The sequence below is a fragment of the Acidovorax sp. A1169 genome, assembly GCF_030704685.1.
In the GTDB taxonomy this organism is placed as follows: Bacteria; Pseudomonadota; Gammaproteobacteria; order Burkholderiales; family Burkholderiaceae_C; genus Acidovorax.
This window is the reverse complement of sequence record NZ_JAUZDX010000007.1, coordinates 135,633-148,937: the sequence shown is the minus strand read 5'-3', so window position 1 is coordinate 148,937 and position 13,305 is coordinate 135,633. Positions and strand designations below refer to the sequence as shown.

Genomic DNA, 13,305 nt, shown 5'->3' with positions numbered 1-13,305 from the left:
ATGACGCACGGCTGGCAACTTACGCGGAAGGGGCATGGGCATCGTTCCTGCCGATGAACCAGCTCGGCGGCTGCCCCATGGCTGCCTTGAACATGGCAGAGAATGCGCTTTCGCTCGCGTAGCCACTCGAGGCGGCCACCTGGCCCACCGATTCACCGCGCGCCAGGCGGGGCAGGGCATGGGCCAGCACCGCCTGCTTGCGCCATTGCGCAAAACCCATGCCGAACTGCGCGTGGAACAGCCGGGTCAGGGTGCGTTCGCTGGCGCCGCTGTCGGTGGCCCAATCGTGCAGCGTGGCGTGGCGGCCGGGCGCCTCCAGCACGGCGTTGCACAGGGCGCGCAGGCGCTTGTCGCTGTCGGGCCCGGGCAGGGGCACGCCCAGGGCCAGGCTTTCGGCGTCGCCGATTTCCCCCAGCACCAGCGCGGTCAGGGCTGCCTCGCGCGCGGGGCCGGGCGGCGTGCCGCCCACGGGGTCCAGCGCCGACACCAGCTCGCGCAGCAGCGGAGTCACGGCCATCACGCGGCAGACCGCACCATCGGCAGGCACCACGCTGGGGTCGATGTACAGGGTGCGGAAGGCCGCCGCCTCCAGCACGGCGATGGCGTGCAGCGCGCCAGGGGCGATCCACACCGCGCGCGAGGGCGGCACGATGTAGGCAGTCGGTGCGACCGGGGCCACCACGCTCACCTGGATCACGCCGCTGGCGCAGTAGGCCAACTGCCCCCAGGCGTGGCGGTGCGGCTCGAAATGCGTGTCGGCCGGCATGTTGCGCGCACGCACCCGCACCGGGTGTGCGGGGTTGGGCGCGAAAGGGTCCATGTCACCGAGCGGGGCAACCTGGCTGGTGCGTGCCATCGGGGGCTCCGTGCTTTGTTTTGTATACGCTGTTGGCGCAAATTCGCCGAAAGCTGTCTTTCCGTCGCATTCCAGAAATCCAGGCGCAATACTACGATGCCGCCATGACCTCCGCAAACCCCACCAGCCCCGCTGCTGCCGTCCCCCTGCGTGCCGACGCCGGGGTCATCGGCCTCGTGGGCATCGCCCACCTCATCAGCCACTACAGCCAGCTCCTGCTGGCGCCCCTGTTCCCGTGGCTCAAGGATGCCTTCCAGGTCGGCTACACCGAGCTCGGCTTCCTCATGACCATCTTCTTCGTGGTCTCGTGCGCCGTGCAGGCGGGCTCGGGCTTCGTGGTGGACCGCTTCGGCCCGAGGCCCATCCTGTTCGGAGGGCTGACCTTGCTGGGCCTGGCCGCGTTCGGCTTCGCGGCCAGCACCAGCTACGGCATGCTGGCTGCGTTCTCGGTGCTCGCGGGCATCGGCAACGGCGTGTTCCACCCGGTGGACTACACGCTGCTGAACCGGCGCGTGAGCGCACCGCGCCTGGGCCATGCCTACAGCGTGCACGGCATCACCGGCAGCCTGGGCTGGGCGCTGGCGCCGGCCATGCTGGTGCCGCTGGCGATCGCTTTCTCGTGGCGCGTGGCGCTGGTCTGTGCCGGTGTGCTGGCGTTTGCCGTGCTGCTGGTGCTGCTGTTCAACCGCCGCCACCTCGAACTGCCGGCCCTGCCACCAGCTGCCAAGGTCGGCGCGACCGGCGTGCCAGCGCAAGGCATCTTCGCCTTTCTGCGCATCCCCGCCGTGTGGATGTGCTTTGCGTTCTTCTTCTTCTACGCCGTCTCGCTCAACGTGGTGCAGGCCTTCGCGCCCGAGGCCGCGCGCCAGCTGCACGCCGTGCCCGTGGCGCTGGCGGCCATGTGCCTCACGGTCTACATGGTGGCCAGTGCGGGTGGCATGGTGCTCGGCGGCTTCCTCGCGGCCGACCCGAGCCGCTGCGAGCGCATCGTGGGCGTGGGCTTCGGCCTGGCCGCCTGCGTGGCGGTGGCCCTGGCCCTGGCGCACCCGCCCGGCGCCCTGGTGCCCGTGATGTTCGGTGTGATGGGTTTCTGTGCCGGCATCGCCGGCCCCTCGCGCGACCTGCTGGTCAAGCGCTCCACGCCCGAGGGCTCCACGGGCCGTGTCTACGGCATCGTGTACTCGGGCCTGGACATCGGCCAGGCGCTGTCGCCGCTGCTGTTCGGCGTGCTGCTGGACCAGGGGCGCTTTACCGCCGTGCTGCTGGGCCTGGCCGTGGTGCAGGGTGTGCTGATCGCCAGTGCCTTCAATGTGCGCCGCGTGCGGCGCACCCTGGCACCCGTGGCCGCCTGACGCCGGGGTGATCGGTGGCGGCTGTTGCGCGTCAGACCACCGTGCGGTGGCGCGCGATGCAGGTGTCCAGCGTCTCCTCGCCCGTGCGCTGCCACCAGTCCAGCGCCGAGAAGATCTCCACCTCGGCATAGCCCGCAAAGCCTGCGGCCTCGACCCACTGGCGGATCTTCTTCAGTTCAATCACGCCGTCGCCCATCATGCCCCGGTCGCTGAGCAGGTCGCGCGTGGGCAGGCGCCAGTCGCAGACGTGGTAGGCCAGCAGGCGCTCCCTGCCAGCGCGGGCGATCTGCTGGGCCAGCTTGGGGTCCCACCACACGTGGTACACATCCAGGGCCACGCCCAGTGCCCCCGTCTTCTGCGCATCGAGCACATCGCAGATGTCCAGTGCCTGCTCCAGCGTGTTGATGCAGGCGCGGTCGGCCGCCTGCATGGGGTGCAGCGGCTCGATGGCCAGGGGCATGCCCACCTGGCGCGCGTAGTCGAGCGATGCGGCGATGCCGTCGAACACCTCGCCGCGTGCGCGGGCGAGGTCGGTGTAGTGCGGCGTGCCGTCCAGCGCGCCGGGCAGGGCGCCCACCACCAGCACCAGGCAGGCGGCATCGAGCGTTTTGGCTTCATCGATGGCGCGGCGGTTGTCGTCGAGCGCAGCGCGCAGGCCAGCGGCATCGGCCGCCGGGTAGAAGCCGCCGCGGCAATAGCCCGACAGCGCCATGCCGTGGGCGCGCAGCTGGCGCGCGGTGGCGTCCAGGCCGGCCGTGGCCACCTGGTCGCGCCAGGGGCTGATGGCGCGGATGCCACGCTGTGCGCACTGGTCGATGATGCGCGCCAGCGGCACCTCGGCCCCCTGCTGTTTGCGCACGGTGGCGGTGTTGATCGACAGCCAGCGGTGGTCTTGGGAAAAGTCGCGCATGGTGGTCAGGCGCTCACGCCGTGCAATGCCAGCAGATGGCCCATGCGCTGCACGGCCAGTTCAGGCTGCTCCAGCAGGTCGGCCTGGTCGGCCAGGCGCAGCAGCTCAGCAAAGTGCACCAGCGAGCGCGTGCTCTGCTGCCCGCCCACCATGGTGAAGTGGCCCTGGTGCCCGTTGAGCCAGGCCATGAAGACCACGCCCGTCTTGTAAAAGCGTGTGGGTGCCGCGAAGATGTGGCGCGACAGCGGCACCGTGGGCCCCAGGATGGCGTGAAAGCGCGCCGTGTCGCCCGCGGCCAGGGCGGCCAGTGCGGCACTCGCCGCCGGCGCGATGGCGTCGAAGATGCCCAGCAGCGCATCGCTCTGGCCCTGGCGCGGCGTGCCGCCTGCGCCATCGCCCGCAATCAGCTCGGCGTAGTTGAAGTCGTCGCCGGTGTACATGCGCACGCCCTGGCCGTCGGTGCCGCCCGTGGCGGGCAGGCGGCGGCGCATGGCGATTTCCTTGTCCTTGTCGAGCAGCGAGATCTTGATGCCGTCCACCTTGTCCGGGTGCGCGGCGATCACGGACAGCGCTGTGTCCATGGCCGCATCCACATCGCGCGAACCCCAGTAGCCCGCGAGAGCCGGGTCGAACATGTCGCCCAGCCAGTGCAGCACCACGGGCTGGCGTGCCTGCGACAGGATGCGGTCGTACACCTGCTCGTAGTCGGCGGGGCTTTGCGCCACGCGGGCCAGCGCGCGGCTGGCCATCACGATGAGCTTGCCGCCGAGCTTTTCGATGGCTTCCATCTGCTCCTCGTAGCCGCGGATCACATCGTCCACCGACTTCACATCCTCCAGCACCAGGTGGTCCGTGCCGCAGCCCGAGGCCACGAGCGCACCGGGCCCGAAGCCGCGCGCCGCGTCGAGCGAGCGGCGGATCAGCTCCAGCGAGGTGGACCAGTCCAGCCCCATGCCGCGCTGCGCGGTGTCCATGGCCTCGGCCACGCCCAGGCCCAGCGACCACAAGCGCTGGCGGTAGGCGATGGTGGCGTCCCAGTCCACGGCGCACTGCAGCCACGGGTCGATGGCGGCCAGCGGATTCGCCACCACGTGGGCGGCCGAGTAGGCGATGCGGTTGAACACCGCACCCTGCTGCGGCACGACCGGCGTGCGGCCCTGCAGGGTGTAGGGGCTGATGCGGCCATCGGCCGTGGGCAGGGAAAGGCGAAGGGCCATGGTGAACTCGGGATGTGGAGTGAAAAGGAGCTGGCTGTCAGGCTTTGAGGGGCGTCACGTCCACCCAGCGGCGTTCCTTCCAGCTTTCCAAGGCCGCCTCCACCAGCTGCACGCCCTTGGCGCCCTCGGGCAAGGTCCACGTGTAAGGCGCATCCTCCACCACGTGGCGGATGAAGTGCTCCCACTGGATCTTGAAGCCGTTGTCGTAGACCTGCGAATCGGGAATCTCCTGCCACTGGTCGAAGAAGTTCATGGTCTGCTTCTCGTCGGGGTTCCACACCGGGCGCGGCGTGGCCACGCGGCTTTGCGCGCGGCAGCTCGACAGGCCGGCGACGGCCGAGCCGTCGGTACCGTCCACGTGGAAGGTGACCAGGTCGTCGCGGCGCACGCGCGTGGCCCAGCTCATGTTGAGCTGCGCGATCACCGGCTCGCCGTTGTGGCCCGTGAGCTCGCAGGTAGCGTAGGCCGCGTCGTCGGCGGTGGCCTTGTACGGCTGGCCGGCCTCGTCCCAGCGCTGCGGGATGTGGGTTGCGCCGATGCACGAGACCGACTTCACCTCACCGAAAAGGTTGTCCAGCACGTAGCGCCAGTGGCACATCATGTCCAGGATCATGCCGCCGCCGTCCTCGGTGCGGTAGTTCCAGCTCGGGCGCTGTATGGGCTGCAGGTCGCCCTCGAACACCCAGTAACCGAACTCCAGGCGCACGCTGAGCATGCGGCCGAAGAAGCCCGCGCGGCGCAGCATGTCGAGCTTGCGAAGGCCGGGCAGGAACAGCTTGTCCTGCACCGCGCCGTGCTTGAGGCCTGAGCCCGAGGCCAGGCGCGCGATCTCCACCGCCTCGTTCAGGTTGGTGGCGATGGGCTTTTCGCAGTACACGTGCTTGCCCGCACGGATGGCCTTGGCTAACAGGGTGGGGCGCATCTGCGTGGTGCCGGCGTCGAAGAACACCGTGTCCTCGGGGTTGGCCAGCGCGGCATCGAGGTCGGTGCCCCAACGGGCGATGCCATGGGCCTTGGCCAGCGCCTCCATCTTTTCGGCGTTGCGGCCGATCAGTATGGGGTCGGGCATCACGCGGTTGCCGTTGGAAAGCACGACGCCACCCTGCGCGCGGATGGCGCAGATGGAGCGGATCAAATGCTGGTTCATGCCCATGCGGCCGGTAACGCCGTGCATGATGAGTCCGAGTCGTTGGGTGGCCATGGTGTCGGTCCGTTCGTTCTGTTCAAAGTTGCAAAAAATGAATGGGCAAAGGCGCGGCCTGTCCACCCCATGTCAGGGGCGGGCGTGCGGTGCTGCGCGGCCGGGTTTACTGGGTGGGCTGGAGACCGGCCGCCTTGACCAGCGCGGCGTTGCTCTTGATCTCGTCCTTGATGTAGGCGTCGAACTGCTCGGGCTTGAGCGTCCAGGCATCGGCACCGAGCTTGAGGAAGCGCTCCTTCACCTCGGGCGTCGCCAGCGCCTTCACGACCTCGTCGTGCAGGCGGTTCACGATGTCGCGTGGCGTCTTGGCCGGAACCATCATCCCGATCCAGAAGTTGAATTCCGAGCCGGGCACGCCGGCCTCGGCCGTGGTGGGCACGTCGGGCAGGGCGGCCGCGCGCTTGGGCGAACCCACGGCCAGCGCCAGCAACTGGCCGTCCTTGATCTGGCCGATGACGGGCGCAATCGGCGAGAAGTAGTAGTCCACGCGGCCCGACAGCACCTCGGTCACGGCCTCGGCAGAGCCCTTGAAGGGGATGTTGGTGGCGTCGATCTTCGCGGCCAGCTTGAACTTCTCGGCGTTCAGGTGCGTGGCGCTGCCCTGGCCGGCGGAGGCGAAGTTCACCGTGCCGGGCTTGGCCTTGGCCGAAGCCACCAGGTCCTGCAGCGTCTTGATGCCCTTGGCGGGCGAGATCACCAGCGCATTGGGCAGCGAGGAGATCGGTGTCACGCCCGCGAAGTCGCCCACGGTGTCGAACGGCAGTTTGGCAAAGGTCGACGGGCTCACGGTGTGCGAGGAGGAATGGATCATCACCGTGTAGCCATCGGGCGCAGCCGTGGCCACGGCCTGCTGGCCGATGGTGCCGCTGGCGCCGCCGCGGTTGTCCACCACCAGCGACTGGCCCATGCTCTGGCCCATCTTGTCGGCAATGGCGCGCGCAATGATGTCGGTGGTGCTGCCTGCGGCGAAGGGCACGATCACGCGGATGGGCTTGGTAGGGTAGCCGCCCTGCGCGAAAGCGCTGTAAGACAGCGACGTGAGCGTGGCTGCCGCCAGGGCAGTGGCAGCAGCGCGACGGGTGGTGCAGATGAAGGGCATGGATTTGTCTCCGTTGGCAGGCTTGGACTTGCTCTCTAATTCACTGAATGGTGAATAGAGCAGATTTTTAGGCATTGCTGCGCCTGCGTCAACGCAGACGCATTCAACAGAGCTAGGGGTTTACCCGTGGACTGGGGGAGAAGAGGACTGCGGGCAGCGGTGCGCCGCACCAGGGAGCGCGCTGCGGCTGCAAGTCAGCGAGGCGGCTTCTTGCGCAGCCTGGCGAGTGCGTACCCGGTGAAGCCCTGGTGCACGAAGCCGCCGAGCGCCATGAGCGCAATCCACGCGGCCGCATAGTGCGGAAGGCAGAGCAGCAGGCCGAGGGCAAGCAACAGGCTGGCGGCAAAGAGCAGGTCGCGCCAGGCAAACAGGCGCCCGCAGCCTTCGATCCCTTCGGGCGGGCGCACGATCCACTGGCGCGTGAGTTCGACACGCTTCCCGGTGCCCATCTGGTAGGCGCGTCAGAGGAGAAAGGCCGCCATGGCTGCAGGGACGGCGAAGTAGAACAGGAGCGTTGCGATGTACATGGGGTGGTGTTTCCCCTCAGTCCTTCAGCACATAGCCCAGGATCACATCGCACATGTGCGTCAGCCGCTCGTTGCGGGCCTTGGGCGCCATCAGGTCGCGCCCGAAGATGGCCGAGAGCGTGTGGTTGTTCGACAGGTAGAAGTACGACAGCCCGGCGATCGAGACGTACAGCTGCAGCGGGTCCACGCCGCCGCGAAAGCTCCCCTCGCGCCGGCCGCGCTCCAGCACCTCGCCCAGCATGGCGATCAGCGGCGAATTCATCTCGCGCGCGCGCTGCGACTCTTGCAGGTGGCGTGCCCTGTGCAGGTTGGCGCTGTTGAGCAGGGTCAGAAACTGCGGGTTCTCCAGGTAATAGACCCAGGTGAACTCCACCAGCCGGCGGATCGCGGTGGCGGGCTCCAGCTCCACCAGGTTGAGCTTGCGCTCCTCCTCGCGGATGTGCCGGTAGGCCTGCTCCAGCACGGCCTGGAAGAGCTTTTCCTTGTCCTCGAAGTAGTAGTAGATCAGCCGCTTGTTCAGGCCGGCGCGCTCGGCGATGCGGTCCATGCGGGCACCGCCCAGGCCGTGCTCGGCAAACTCGTCGCGTGCCGCGCTGAAGATCGCGCCCTGCGAGCGGTCGGCGTCCCGCTGGCGCTCCTTGGCCGGGGTCTCTGAGTCTCTGGTCATGGCTGATAATTCACTATATGGTTAACAAAAGCCAGACAAAAATGGGAGCGGGCAGGGTTTTTGCAGTGGCGAAATACGGCGCGGCGAAGGCTCCACACAGGTTCCGGGAACTATAGCCAGGGTAGAGCCCGGTCCTCGCTGATGCGTTTCCATATGCGCAGGATATGGAGCTGCCCTGCGCAGGCTATTTGACGCCGTGCAGTGCGCTTTCTACGATGCGCCACGGCGCACCTGTTGCCCGCCTCATCCAGAACCACACAACACACCCGGAGACGAATCGCCTATGCCCACCCTTTCCGCTTCCCTGGCGCCATCGCTGCGGCTGCCCCTGCTGGGCCTCGCCGCCGGGCTGCTGGCCGCCTGTGCGTCCATGAATGCGCCATCGCCCGGCGCCTCCGGCGCACCGCCGGCCAGCAAGGAGGCCGCGCCCGTGGCCACCGCCTGCCCCAAGGACATAGCGGCCATCGCACGCTGCCTGTCGGGCCAGGATTCGGCAGGCGCCTACTACCTGATCGCCATGCCGAACCAGTGGAACCAGGTGCTGGTGATGCATTCGCACGGGGGCCCCACGCTGGGTGCGCCCAAGGCCGAGCGCGCGGTGGAGGACCTGGAGCGCTGGTCCATCATGGTCCGTGCCGGCTATGCCTGGGCCGGCAGCACCTTCCGCCAGGGCGGCGTGGCCGTGCGCGCCGCGGCCGAGGACACCGAGCGGCTGCGCCAGATCTTCGTGGCCCAGGTGGCCCAGCCGCGCCGCACCGTTCTGCACGGCCAGTCCTGGGGCGCCGGCGTGGCCGCCATGGGGGCCGACATGTTCGGCAACGGGGCCGGCAAGCCCTACGATGCCGTGCTGCTCACCAGCGGCCTGCTGGCCGGCGGCAGCCGCTCGTACGACTTCCGCACCGACCTGCGGGTGGTCTACCAGCACCTTTGCAACAACCACCCGCTGCCCAGCGAGGCGCAGTACCCGCTGAACATCGGCCTGCCGGCCAGCGCCAAAATGACCGCCGCCGAACTCACGGCCCGCGCCAACGAGTGCTTGGGCCTGGACAAGCCGGCCGCCCAGCGCACGCCCGAGCAGCAGCGCAAGGTCAAGACCATCGTCGACGTGCTCCGCATCCCCGCCAGCTCCATCCACAGCCACCTGAACTGGGGCACCTTCCACTACCGCGACGTGGTGCACCTGCGCACGGGCGACGCCAGCCCCTTTGGCAACACGGGCGCCCGGTACACGGGCTCGGCCGACGATGCGGCGCTCAACGCTGCCGTGCTGCGCTACCAGGCCGATCCGCAGGCCCTGGCACGCTTCGCGCAGGACACCGACCCCACGGGTCGCATTGCCGTGCCGGTGCTCACCGTCAAGGGCGTGGACGACCCGACCGCCTTCGTCGAGCTCGATGCCCACTTCAAGGGCACCATGGAGCGCGCCGGCAGCAGCGCCCGCCTGGTGCAGACCTTCACCCAGCACAACACCCACAGCTACCTGAGCGACCCGACCTACCCCACGCTGATGACCGCGCTGCTGCGCTGGGTGGACGAGGGCGCGAAGCCCACGCCCGACAGCATTGCCCAGCAGTGCCCGGCCTATGAAGCGCAGTTCGGCAAGGGCTGCGCCTTCCTGCCCGCCTACGTGCCCAAGCCCCTGAACAGCCGCGTGGTGGACCGCGACCGACCGTAGCCCGCACCCGCCAGCTTGCTTGCTGGCAGGGCAACAGGCAAAGAAAAAGGGCCCCGAACGGGGCCCTGGGCTATGGGAGTGTGGGGCTCCGCAGCCAAAGGATCAGGCAAAGGCCTTGAGTGCCTTGTTCAGCGTCTCGCTGGGGCGCATCACGGCGTCCAGCTTGGCGACGTCGGGCAGGAAGTAGCCACCGATGTCGGCGGGCTGGCCCTGCACGGCGGCCAGTTCGGCCACGATGGTGTCTTCCTTGGCGGTCAGTTCCTGGGCCAGCGGCGCGAAGTGCGCTGCCAGTTCCTTGTCGTCCGTCTGCGCGGCCAATTCCTGGGCCCAGTACAGGGCCAGGTAGAACTGGCTGCCGCGGTTGTCCAGCTGGCCGGTCTTGGGCGAGGGGTTCTTGTTGTTGTCCAAGAGCTTGCCCGTGGCGGCGTCCAGCGTCTTGGCCAGGATCTTGGCCTTGGCGTTGCCGGTCTTCAGCCCCAAGTCTTCGAACGACACGGCCAGCGCCAGGAACTCGCCCAGCGAATCCCAGCGCAGGTGGTTTTCTTCTACCAGCTGCTGCACGTGCTTGGGGGCCGAGCCGCCGGCACCCGTTTCGTACATGCCGCCACCGGCCATCAGGGGCACGACGGACAGCATCTTGGCCGAGGTGCCCAGTTCCATGATGGGGAACAGGTCAGTCAGGTAGTCGCGCAGGATGTTGCCGGTGGCGCTGATGGTGTCCTGGCCGCGGATCACGCGTTCCAGCGTGTAGCGCATGGCACGCACCTGGCTCATGATCTGGATGTCGAGGCCGGTGGTGTTGTGCTCGTGCAGGTACATCTTGACCTTGGTGATCAGCTGCGCCTCGTGCGGGCGGTACGAGTCGAGCCAGAACACCACGGGCATGCCGGAGTTGCGGGCGCGCGTGACGGCCAGCTTGACCCAGTCGCGGATCGCGGCGTCCTTGACCTGGCACATGCGCCAGATATCGCCGGCTTCCACGTTCTGGGACAGCAGCACTTCACCGGTCGCCAGGTCGGTGATGTTGGCCACTCCGTCTTCGGCGATCTCGAACGTCTTGTCGTGCGAGCCGTACTCTTCGGCCTGCTGGGCCATCAGGCCCACGTTGGGCACCGTGCCCATGGTCTTGGGGTCGAACGCGCCGTGCCATTTGCAGAAGTTGATGATCTCCTGGTAGATGCGGGCGAAGGTCGACTCGGGCATCACGGCCTTCACGTCCTTCAGGCGGCCGTTGGCGTCCCACATCTTGCCGCTGTTGCGGATCATCGCGGGCATGGACGCGTCCACGATGATGTCGTTGGGCGAGTGGAAGTTGGTAATGCCCTTGGCCGAGTCGACCATGGCCAGCTCGGGGCGGTTCTCGTGGCAGGCGTGCAGGTCGCGCTTGATCTCGTCGCGCTGGCTTTGGGGCAGCGTCTCGATCTTGGCGTACAGGTCGACCATGCCGTTGTTCACGTTCACGCCCAGCTCGTCGAACGTCTTGGCGTGCTTGGCGAACGCGTCCTTGTAGAAGATGCGCACGCAGTGGCCGAACACGATGGGGTGCGAGACCTTCATCATCGTGGCCTTCACGTGCAGCGAGAACATCACGCCGGTCTTGCGCGCGTCTTCGATTTCCTTCTCGTAGAACTCCAGCAGCGCCTTCTTGCTCATGAACATGCTGTCGATCACCTCGCGGTCGAGCAGCGCGACCTTGGGCTTGAGGACAATGGCCTTGCCGCCCTTGGTGATCAGTTCCATCTTCACTTCACGGGCGCGGTCCAGGGTCATGGACTTTTCGCCGTGGTAGAAGTCGCCGTGGTGCATGTGCGAGACGTGGCTGCGCGATGCCTGGCTCCATTCACCCATCGAATGGGGGTTCTTGCGCGCGTAGTTCTTCACGGCGGCGGGCGCGCGGCGGTCGGAGTTGCCTTCGCGCAGCACGGGGTTCACAGCAGAGCCGATGCACTTGCCGTAGCGCGCCTTGATCTCTTTTTCCTTGTCGTCCTTGGGCTGGTCCGGGTAGTCGGGCAGTGCGTAGCCCTTGCCCTGCAGCTCGGCGATAGCCGCCTTGAGCTGCGACACCGAGGCGCTGATGTTGGGCAGCTTGATGATGTTGGCGTCGGGCTGCAGCGTCTTCTTGCCCAGCTCGGCCAGGGTGTTGGGCGCGCGTTGCTCTTCCTTCAAGAACTCGGGGAACTCGCCCAGCACGCGGGCGGCCACGGAGATGTCCGACTCCGCCACGTTGATGCCGGCAGGTGCGGCGAACGTGCGGATGATGGGCAGGAAGGAAGCCGTGGCCAGGCGAGGTGCCTCGTCGGTCAGGGTGTAGATGATGGTCGGTTGCTGGGTCGTCATGGCTTGTCTCACGAAACGGGTGTGTAAATGCCTTCCGCCGGGGTACGACGGGGCCAAACGCGAATGCTCTCGCATTCTCGTCTTTTGCTGCTTTCCCGGACCTCCATTTTTGCAATTGAATTCCACTATGCAAAATTTACCGTTGGGTCGGGGGATTTTTTTATCGATTGCCCTTGTGCGAGGGGCGAGGAGTCCGGATGGCGCGGCCCCAAATCAGCTCAAAATCCTCATTGCCAGAAGGGCCAAGCGGCAGGCCGCGTGGCAAGATGGCCAGCGGTTCAGGGCTCCGGCTGGCGGCCCGATACCCGACCGCAGCCGCCAGGAGGCCCGCATGGATGATCGTCTGGAACAGAACAAGCGCAACGTCATGGCCTTCTATGACCTGATGTTCAACCAGTGCCAGCCCGCGCAGGCCATCGAACGGTACGCAGGCAGCGTCTACATCCAGCACAACCCGCACGTGGCCGATGGCAAGCAGGCCTTCATCGACTACTTCGAGCGCATGGCGCGGGAGTACCCCGGCAAACACGTGGAGTTCAAGCGCGCCCTGGCAGAGGGAGACCACGTGGTGCTGCATTGCCTGCAGACCTGGCCTGGCGACAAGGACTATGCGGGCATAGACATCTTCCGGCTCGACGCGGACGGAAAGATCGTGGAGCACTGGGATGTGCTGCAGGTGGTCCCCGAACGGTCGGCGCACGGGAACGGAATGTTCTGAAGCGGGGTCGGAAGCGCGCTCACAGGCACTTCACCTGAGCGCCCGCCACCACGAAACGCAGGGTGCCCGGTGGCAAGTGGTCGGCCGCGGACCCCGTGAACGCCCCGAACGCCGGCAGCACCAGCAGCCCCGGCGTCCATGCAAAGCAGGGCAGGCGCACGCTGTCACGCGCCAGTCCGTACAGGGTCGCCGTGGGGTGCAGGTGCCCCGCCAGTACCGTGGCCCCCGCTACCGACTGCGGGTGGTGGCAGGCCAGCGCCTCGGCCCCCTCTACCGGTTGCCAGGGCTCATCGACCAGAGTGATGCCCAGGGCTGCCGGCGGGTCGCCCGCATGCAGGTCGTGGTTGCCACGCACCAGGGTCATGCGCACTGCAGCATGGCGTTCGCGCCAGGGCAGCAACTGGCTCCACAGGGCATCGGCCGCGCCGCTGCGTGCGTGCAAAAAATCGCCCAGAAAGACCAGGTGCTCCGCGCCCGTCACGGCAAGCACCGCGTCGAGCCGGGCCAGGTTGTCGGCCGTGGTGCCGTGGGGCACGGGTTGGCCCGCGCGGCGGAAGGTGGCGGCCTTGCCGAAGTGCACGTCGGCGACGAAGGCGGTGCGCGCGGCGGGCCACCACACGGCGCGCTGGGGCAGCAGCCACAGGGCGGTGCCGCCGGGCAGGGTGATGGCCTGGGCGCCTGCGGGCGGGGCGGTGGGTGAAGGGGCGAAAGAAGGGTCTGCGTTCACGGGCAAGGTCGTTCGTCGT

At 67.7% G+C, this 13,305-nt stretch carries 12 protein-coding genes; 3 read left to right on the top strand and 9 right to left on the bottom strand.

Annotated features, from left to right (window positions below; all coding sequences use genetic code 11):
* Positions 1 to 19 precede the first annotated feature (19 nt).
* Complete coding sequence (locus QYL93_RS13955; protein ID WP_305744188.1) at positions 20 to 856, bottom strand: helix-turn-helix domain-containing protein; 837 nt, start codon at positions 854 to 856, stop codon at positions 20 to 22.
* Between the two features lie 104 nt (positions 857 to 960).
* Here QYL93_RS13955 and QYL93_RS13950 point away from each other — a divergent pair, with 104 nt between their 5' ends.
* On the top strand, positions 961 to 2,208 hold the full coding sequence (locus QYL93_RS13950) for an MFS transporter (RefSeq protein WP_305744187.1): 1,248 nt from the start codon (positions 961 to 963) through the stop codon (positions 2,206 to 2,208).
* A gap of 31 nt (positions 2,209 to 2,239) precedes the next feature.
* Here the strand turns inward: QYL93_RS13950 and QYL93_RS13945 are convergent, their stop codons facing one another.
* The 6 genes from QYL93_RS13945 to QYL93_RS13920 all read right to left on the bottom strand — a co-directional run bounded on the left by QYL93_RS13945 (position 2,240) and on the right by QYL93_RS13920 (position 7,829).
* A complete protein-coding gene (locus tag QYL93_RS13945) occupies positions 2,240 to 3,118 on the bottom strand; it encodes a sugar phosphate isomerase/epimerase (protein WP_305744186.1) in 879 nt (292 codons plus the stop codon).
* Positions 3,119 to 3,123: 5 nt separating this feature from the next.
* The gene (locus QYL93_RS13940; protein ID WP_305744185.1) at positions 3,124 to 4,335 is read right to left on the bottom strand and encodes a dihydrodipicolinate synthase family protein; all 1,212 of its coding nucleotides are present in this window, start codon (positions 4,333 to 4,335) and stop codon (positions 3,124 to 3,126) included.
* Between the two features lie 37 nt (positions 4,336 to 4,372).
* Complete coding sequence (locus QYL93_RS13935) at positions 4,373 to 5,536, bottom strand: Gfo/Idh/MocA family protein (RefSeq protein WP_305744184.1); 1,164 nt, start codon at positions 5,534 to 5,536, stop codon at positions 4,373 to 4,375.
* Positions 5,537 to 5,642: 106 nt separating this feature from the next.
* Entirely contained in the window at positions 5,643 to 6,635 is a 993-nt protein-coding gene (locus QYL93_RS13930; protein WP_305744183.1) for a tripartite tricarboxylate transporter substrate binding protein, read from the bottom strand.
* A gap of 194 nt (positions 6,636 to 6,829) precedes the next feature.
* Entirely contained in the window at positions 6,830 to 7,084 is a 255-nt protein-coding gene (locus QYL93_RS13925; protein WP_305744182.1) for a hypothetical protein, read from the bottom strand.
* A 94-nt stretch (positions 7,085 to 7,178) separates the two neighbouring features.
* On the bottom strand, positions 7,179 to 7,829 hold the full coding sequence (locus tag QYL93_RS13920; RefSeq protein WP_305744181.1) for a TetR/AcrR family transcriptional regulator: 651 nt from the start codon (positions 7,827 to 7,829) through the stop codon (positions 7,179 to 7,181).
* A gap of 283 nt (positions 7,830 to 8,112) precedes the next feature.
* Between QYL93_RS13920 and QYL93_RS13915 the strand changes: the two genes are divergently transcribed.
* Positions 8,113 to 9,504, top strand: a complete 1,392-nt coding sequence (locus QYL93_RS13915) for a hypothetical protein (protein WP_370876974.1) — start codon at positions 8,113 to 8,115, stop codon at positions 9,502 to 9,504.
* 102 nt (positions 9,505 to 9,606) lie between these two features.
* Here the strand turns inward: QYL93_RS13915 and QYL93_RS13910 are convergent, their stop codons facing one another.
* Positions 9,607 to 11,841 (bottom strand): NADP-dependent isocitrate dehydrogenase, encoded by a 2,235-nt coding sequence (locus tag QYL93_RS13910; protein WP_305744180.1) that lies wholly within the window; start codon positions 11,839 to 11,841, stop codon positions 9,607 to 9,609.
* Between the two features lie 331 nt (positions 11,842 to 12,172).
* On the opposite strand from QYL93_RS13910, the gene QYL93_RS13905 reads away from it, so the two are divergent.
* Positions 12,173 to 12,559 carry a nuclear transport factor 2 family protein gene (locus tag QYL93_RS13905; RefSeq protein ID WP_305744179.1) on the top strand — a complete coding sequence of 129 codons (387 nt, stop codon included), beginning with the start codon at positions 12,173 to 12,175 and terminating at the stop codon, positions 12,557 to 12,559.
* A gap of 19 nt (positions 12,560 to 12,578) precedes the next feature.
* On the opposite strand, the gene pdeM is transcribed toward QYL93_RS13905, so the two are convergent.
* Positions 12,579 to 13,292: a ligase-associated DNA damage response endonuclease PdeM gene (gene pdeM, locus QYL93_RS13900; RefSeq protein WP_305744178.1), complete on the bottom strand. Its 714-nt coding sequence runs from the start codon at positions 13,290 to 13,292 to the stop codon at positions 12,579 to 12,581.
* Positions 13,293 to 13,305: the final 13 nt, after the last annotated feature.

What these genes read in the sequence shown, in the direction of transcription:
- QYL93_RS13950 (WP_305744187.1), top strand. Translation starts at nt 961, where the DNA reads ATGACCTCCGCAAACCCCACCAGCCCCGCTGCTGCCGTCCCCCTGCGT.
- QYL93_RS13915 (WP_370876974.1), top strand. Translation starts at nt 8,113, where the DNA reads ATGCCCACCCTTTCCGCTTCCCTGGCGCCATCGCTGCGGCTGCCCCTG.
- QYL93_RS13935 (WP_305744184.1), bottom strand. Translation starts at nt 5,536, where the DNA reads ATGGCCACCCAACGACTCGGACTCATCATGCACGGCGTTACCGGCCGC.
- QYL93_RS13930 (WP_305744183.1), bottom strand. Translation starts at nt 6,635, where the DNA reads ATGCCCTTCATCTGCACCACCCGTCGCGCTGCTGCCACTGCCCTGGCG.
- QYL93_RS13940 (WP_305744185.1), bottom strand. Translation starts at nt 4,335, where the DNA reads ATGGCCCTTCGCCTTTCCCTGCCCACGGCCGATGGCCGCATCAGCCCC.
- QYL93_RS13920 (WP_305744181.1), bottom strand. Translation starts at nt 7,829, where the DNA reads ATGACCAGAGACTCAGAGACCCCGGCCAAGGAGCGCCAGCGGGACGCC.
- QYL93_RS13905 (WP_305744179.1), top strand. Translation starts at nt 12,173, where the DNA reads ATGGATGATCGTCTGGAACAGAACAAGCGCAACGTCATGGCCTTCTAT.
- QYL93_RS13925 (WP_305744182.1), bottom strand. Translation starts at nt 7,084, where the DNA reads ATGGGCACCGGGAAGCGTGTCGAACTCACGCGCCAGTGGATCGTGCGC.
- QYL93_RS13955 (WP_305744188.1), bottom strand. Translation starts at nt 856, where the DNA reads ATGGCACGCACCAGCCAGGTTGCCCCGCTCGGTGACATGGACCCTTTC.
- QYL93_RS13910 (WP_305744180.1), bottom strand. Translation starts at nt 11,841, where the DNA reads ATGACGACCCAGCAACCGACCATCATCTACACCCTGACCGACGAGGCA.
- QYL93_RS13945 (WP_305744186.1), bottom strand. Translation starts at nt 3,118, where the DNA reads ATGCGCGACTTTTCCCAAGACCACCGCTGGCTGTCGATCAACACCGCC.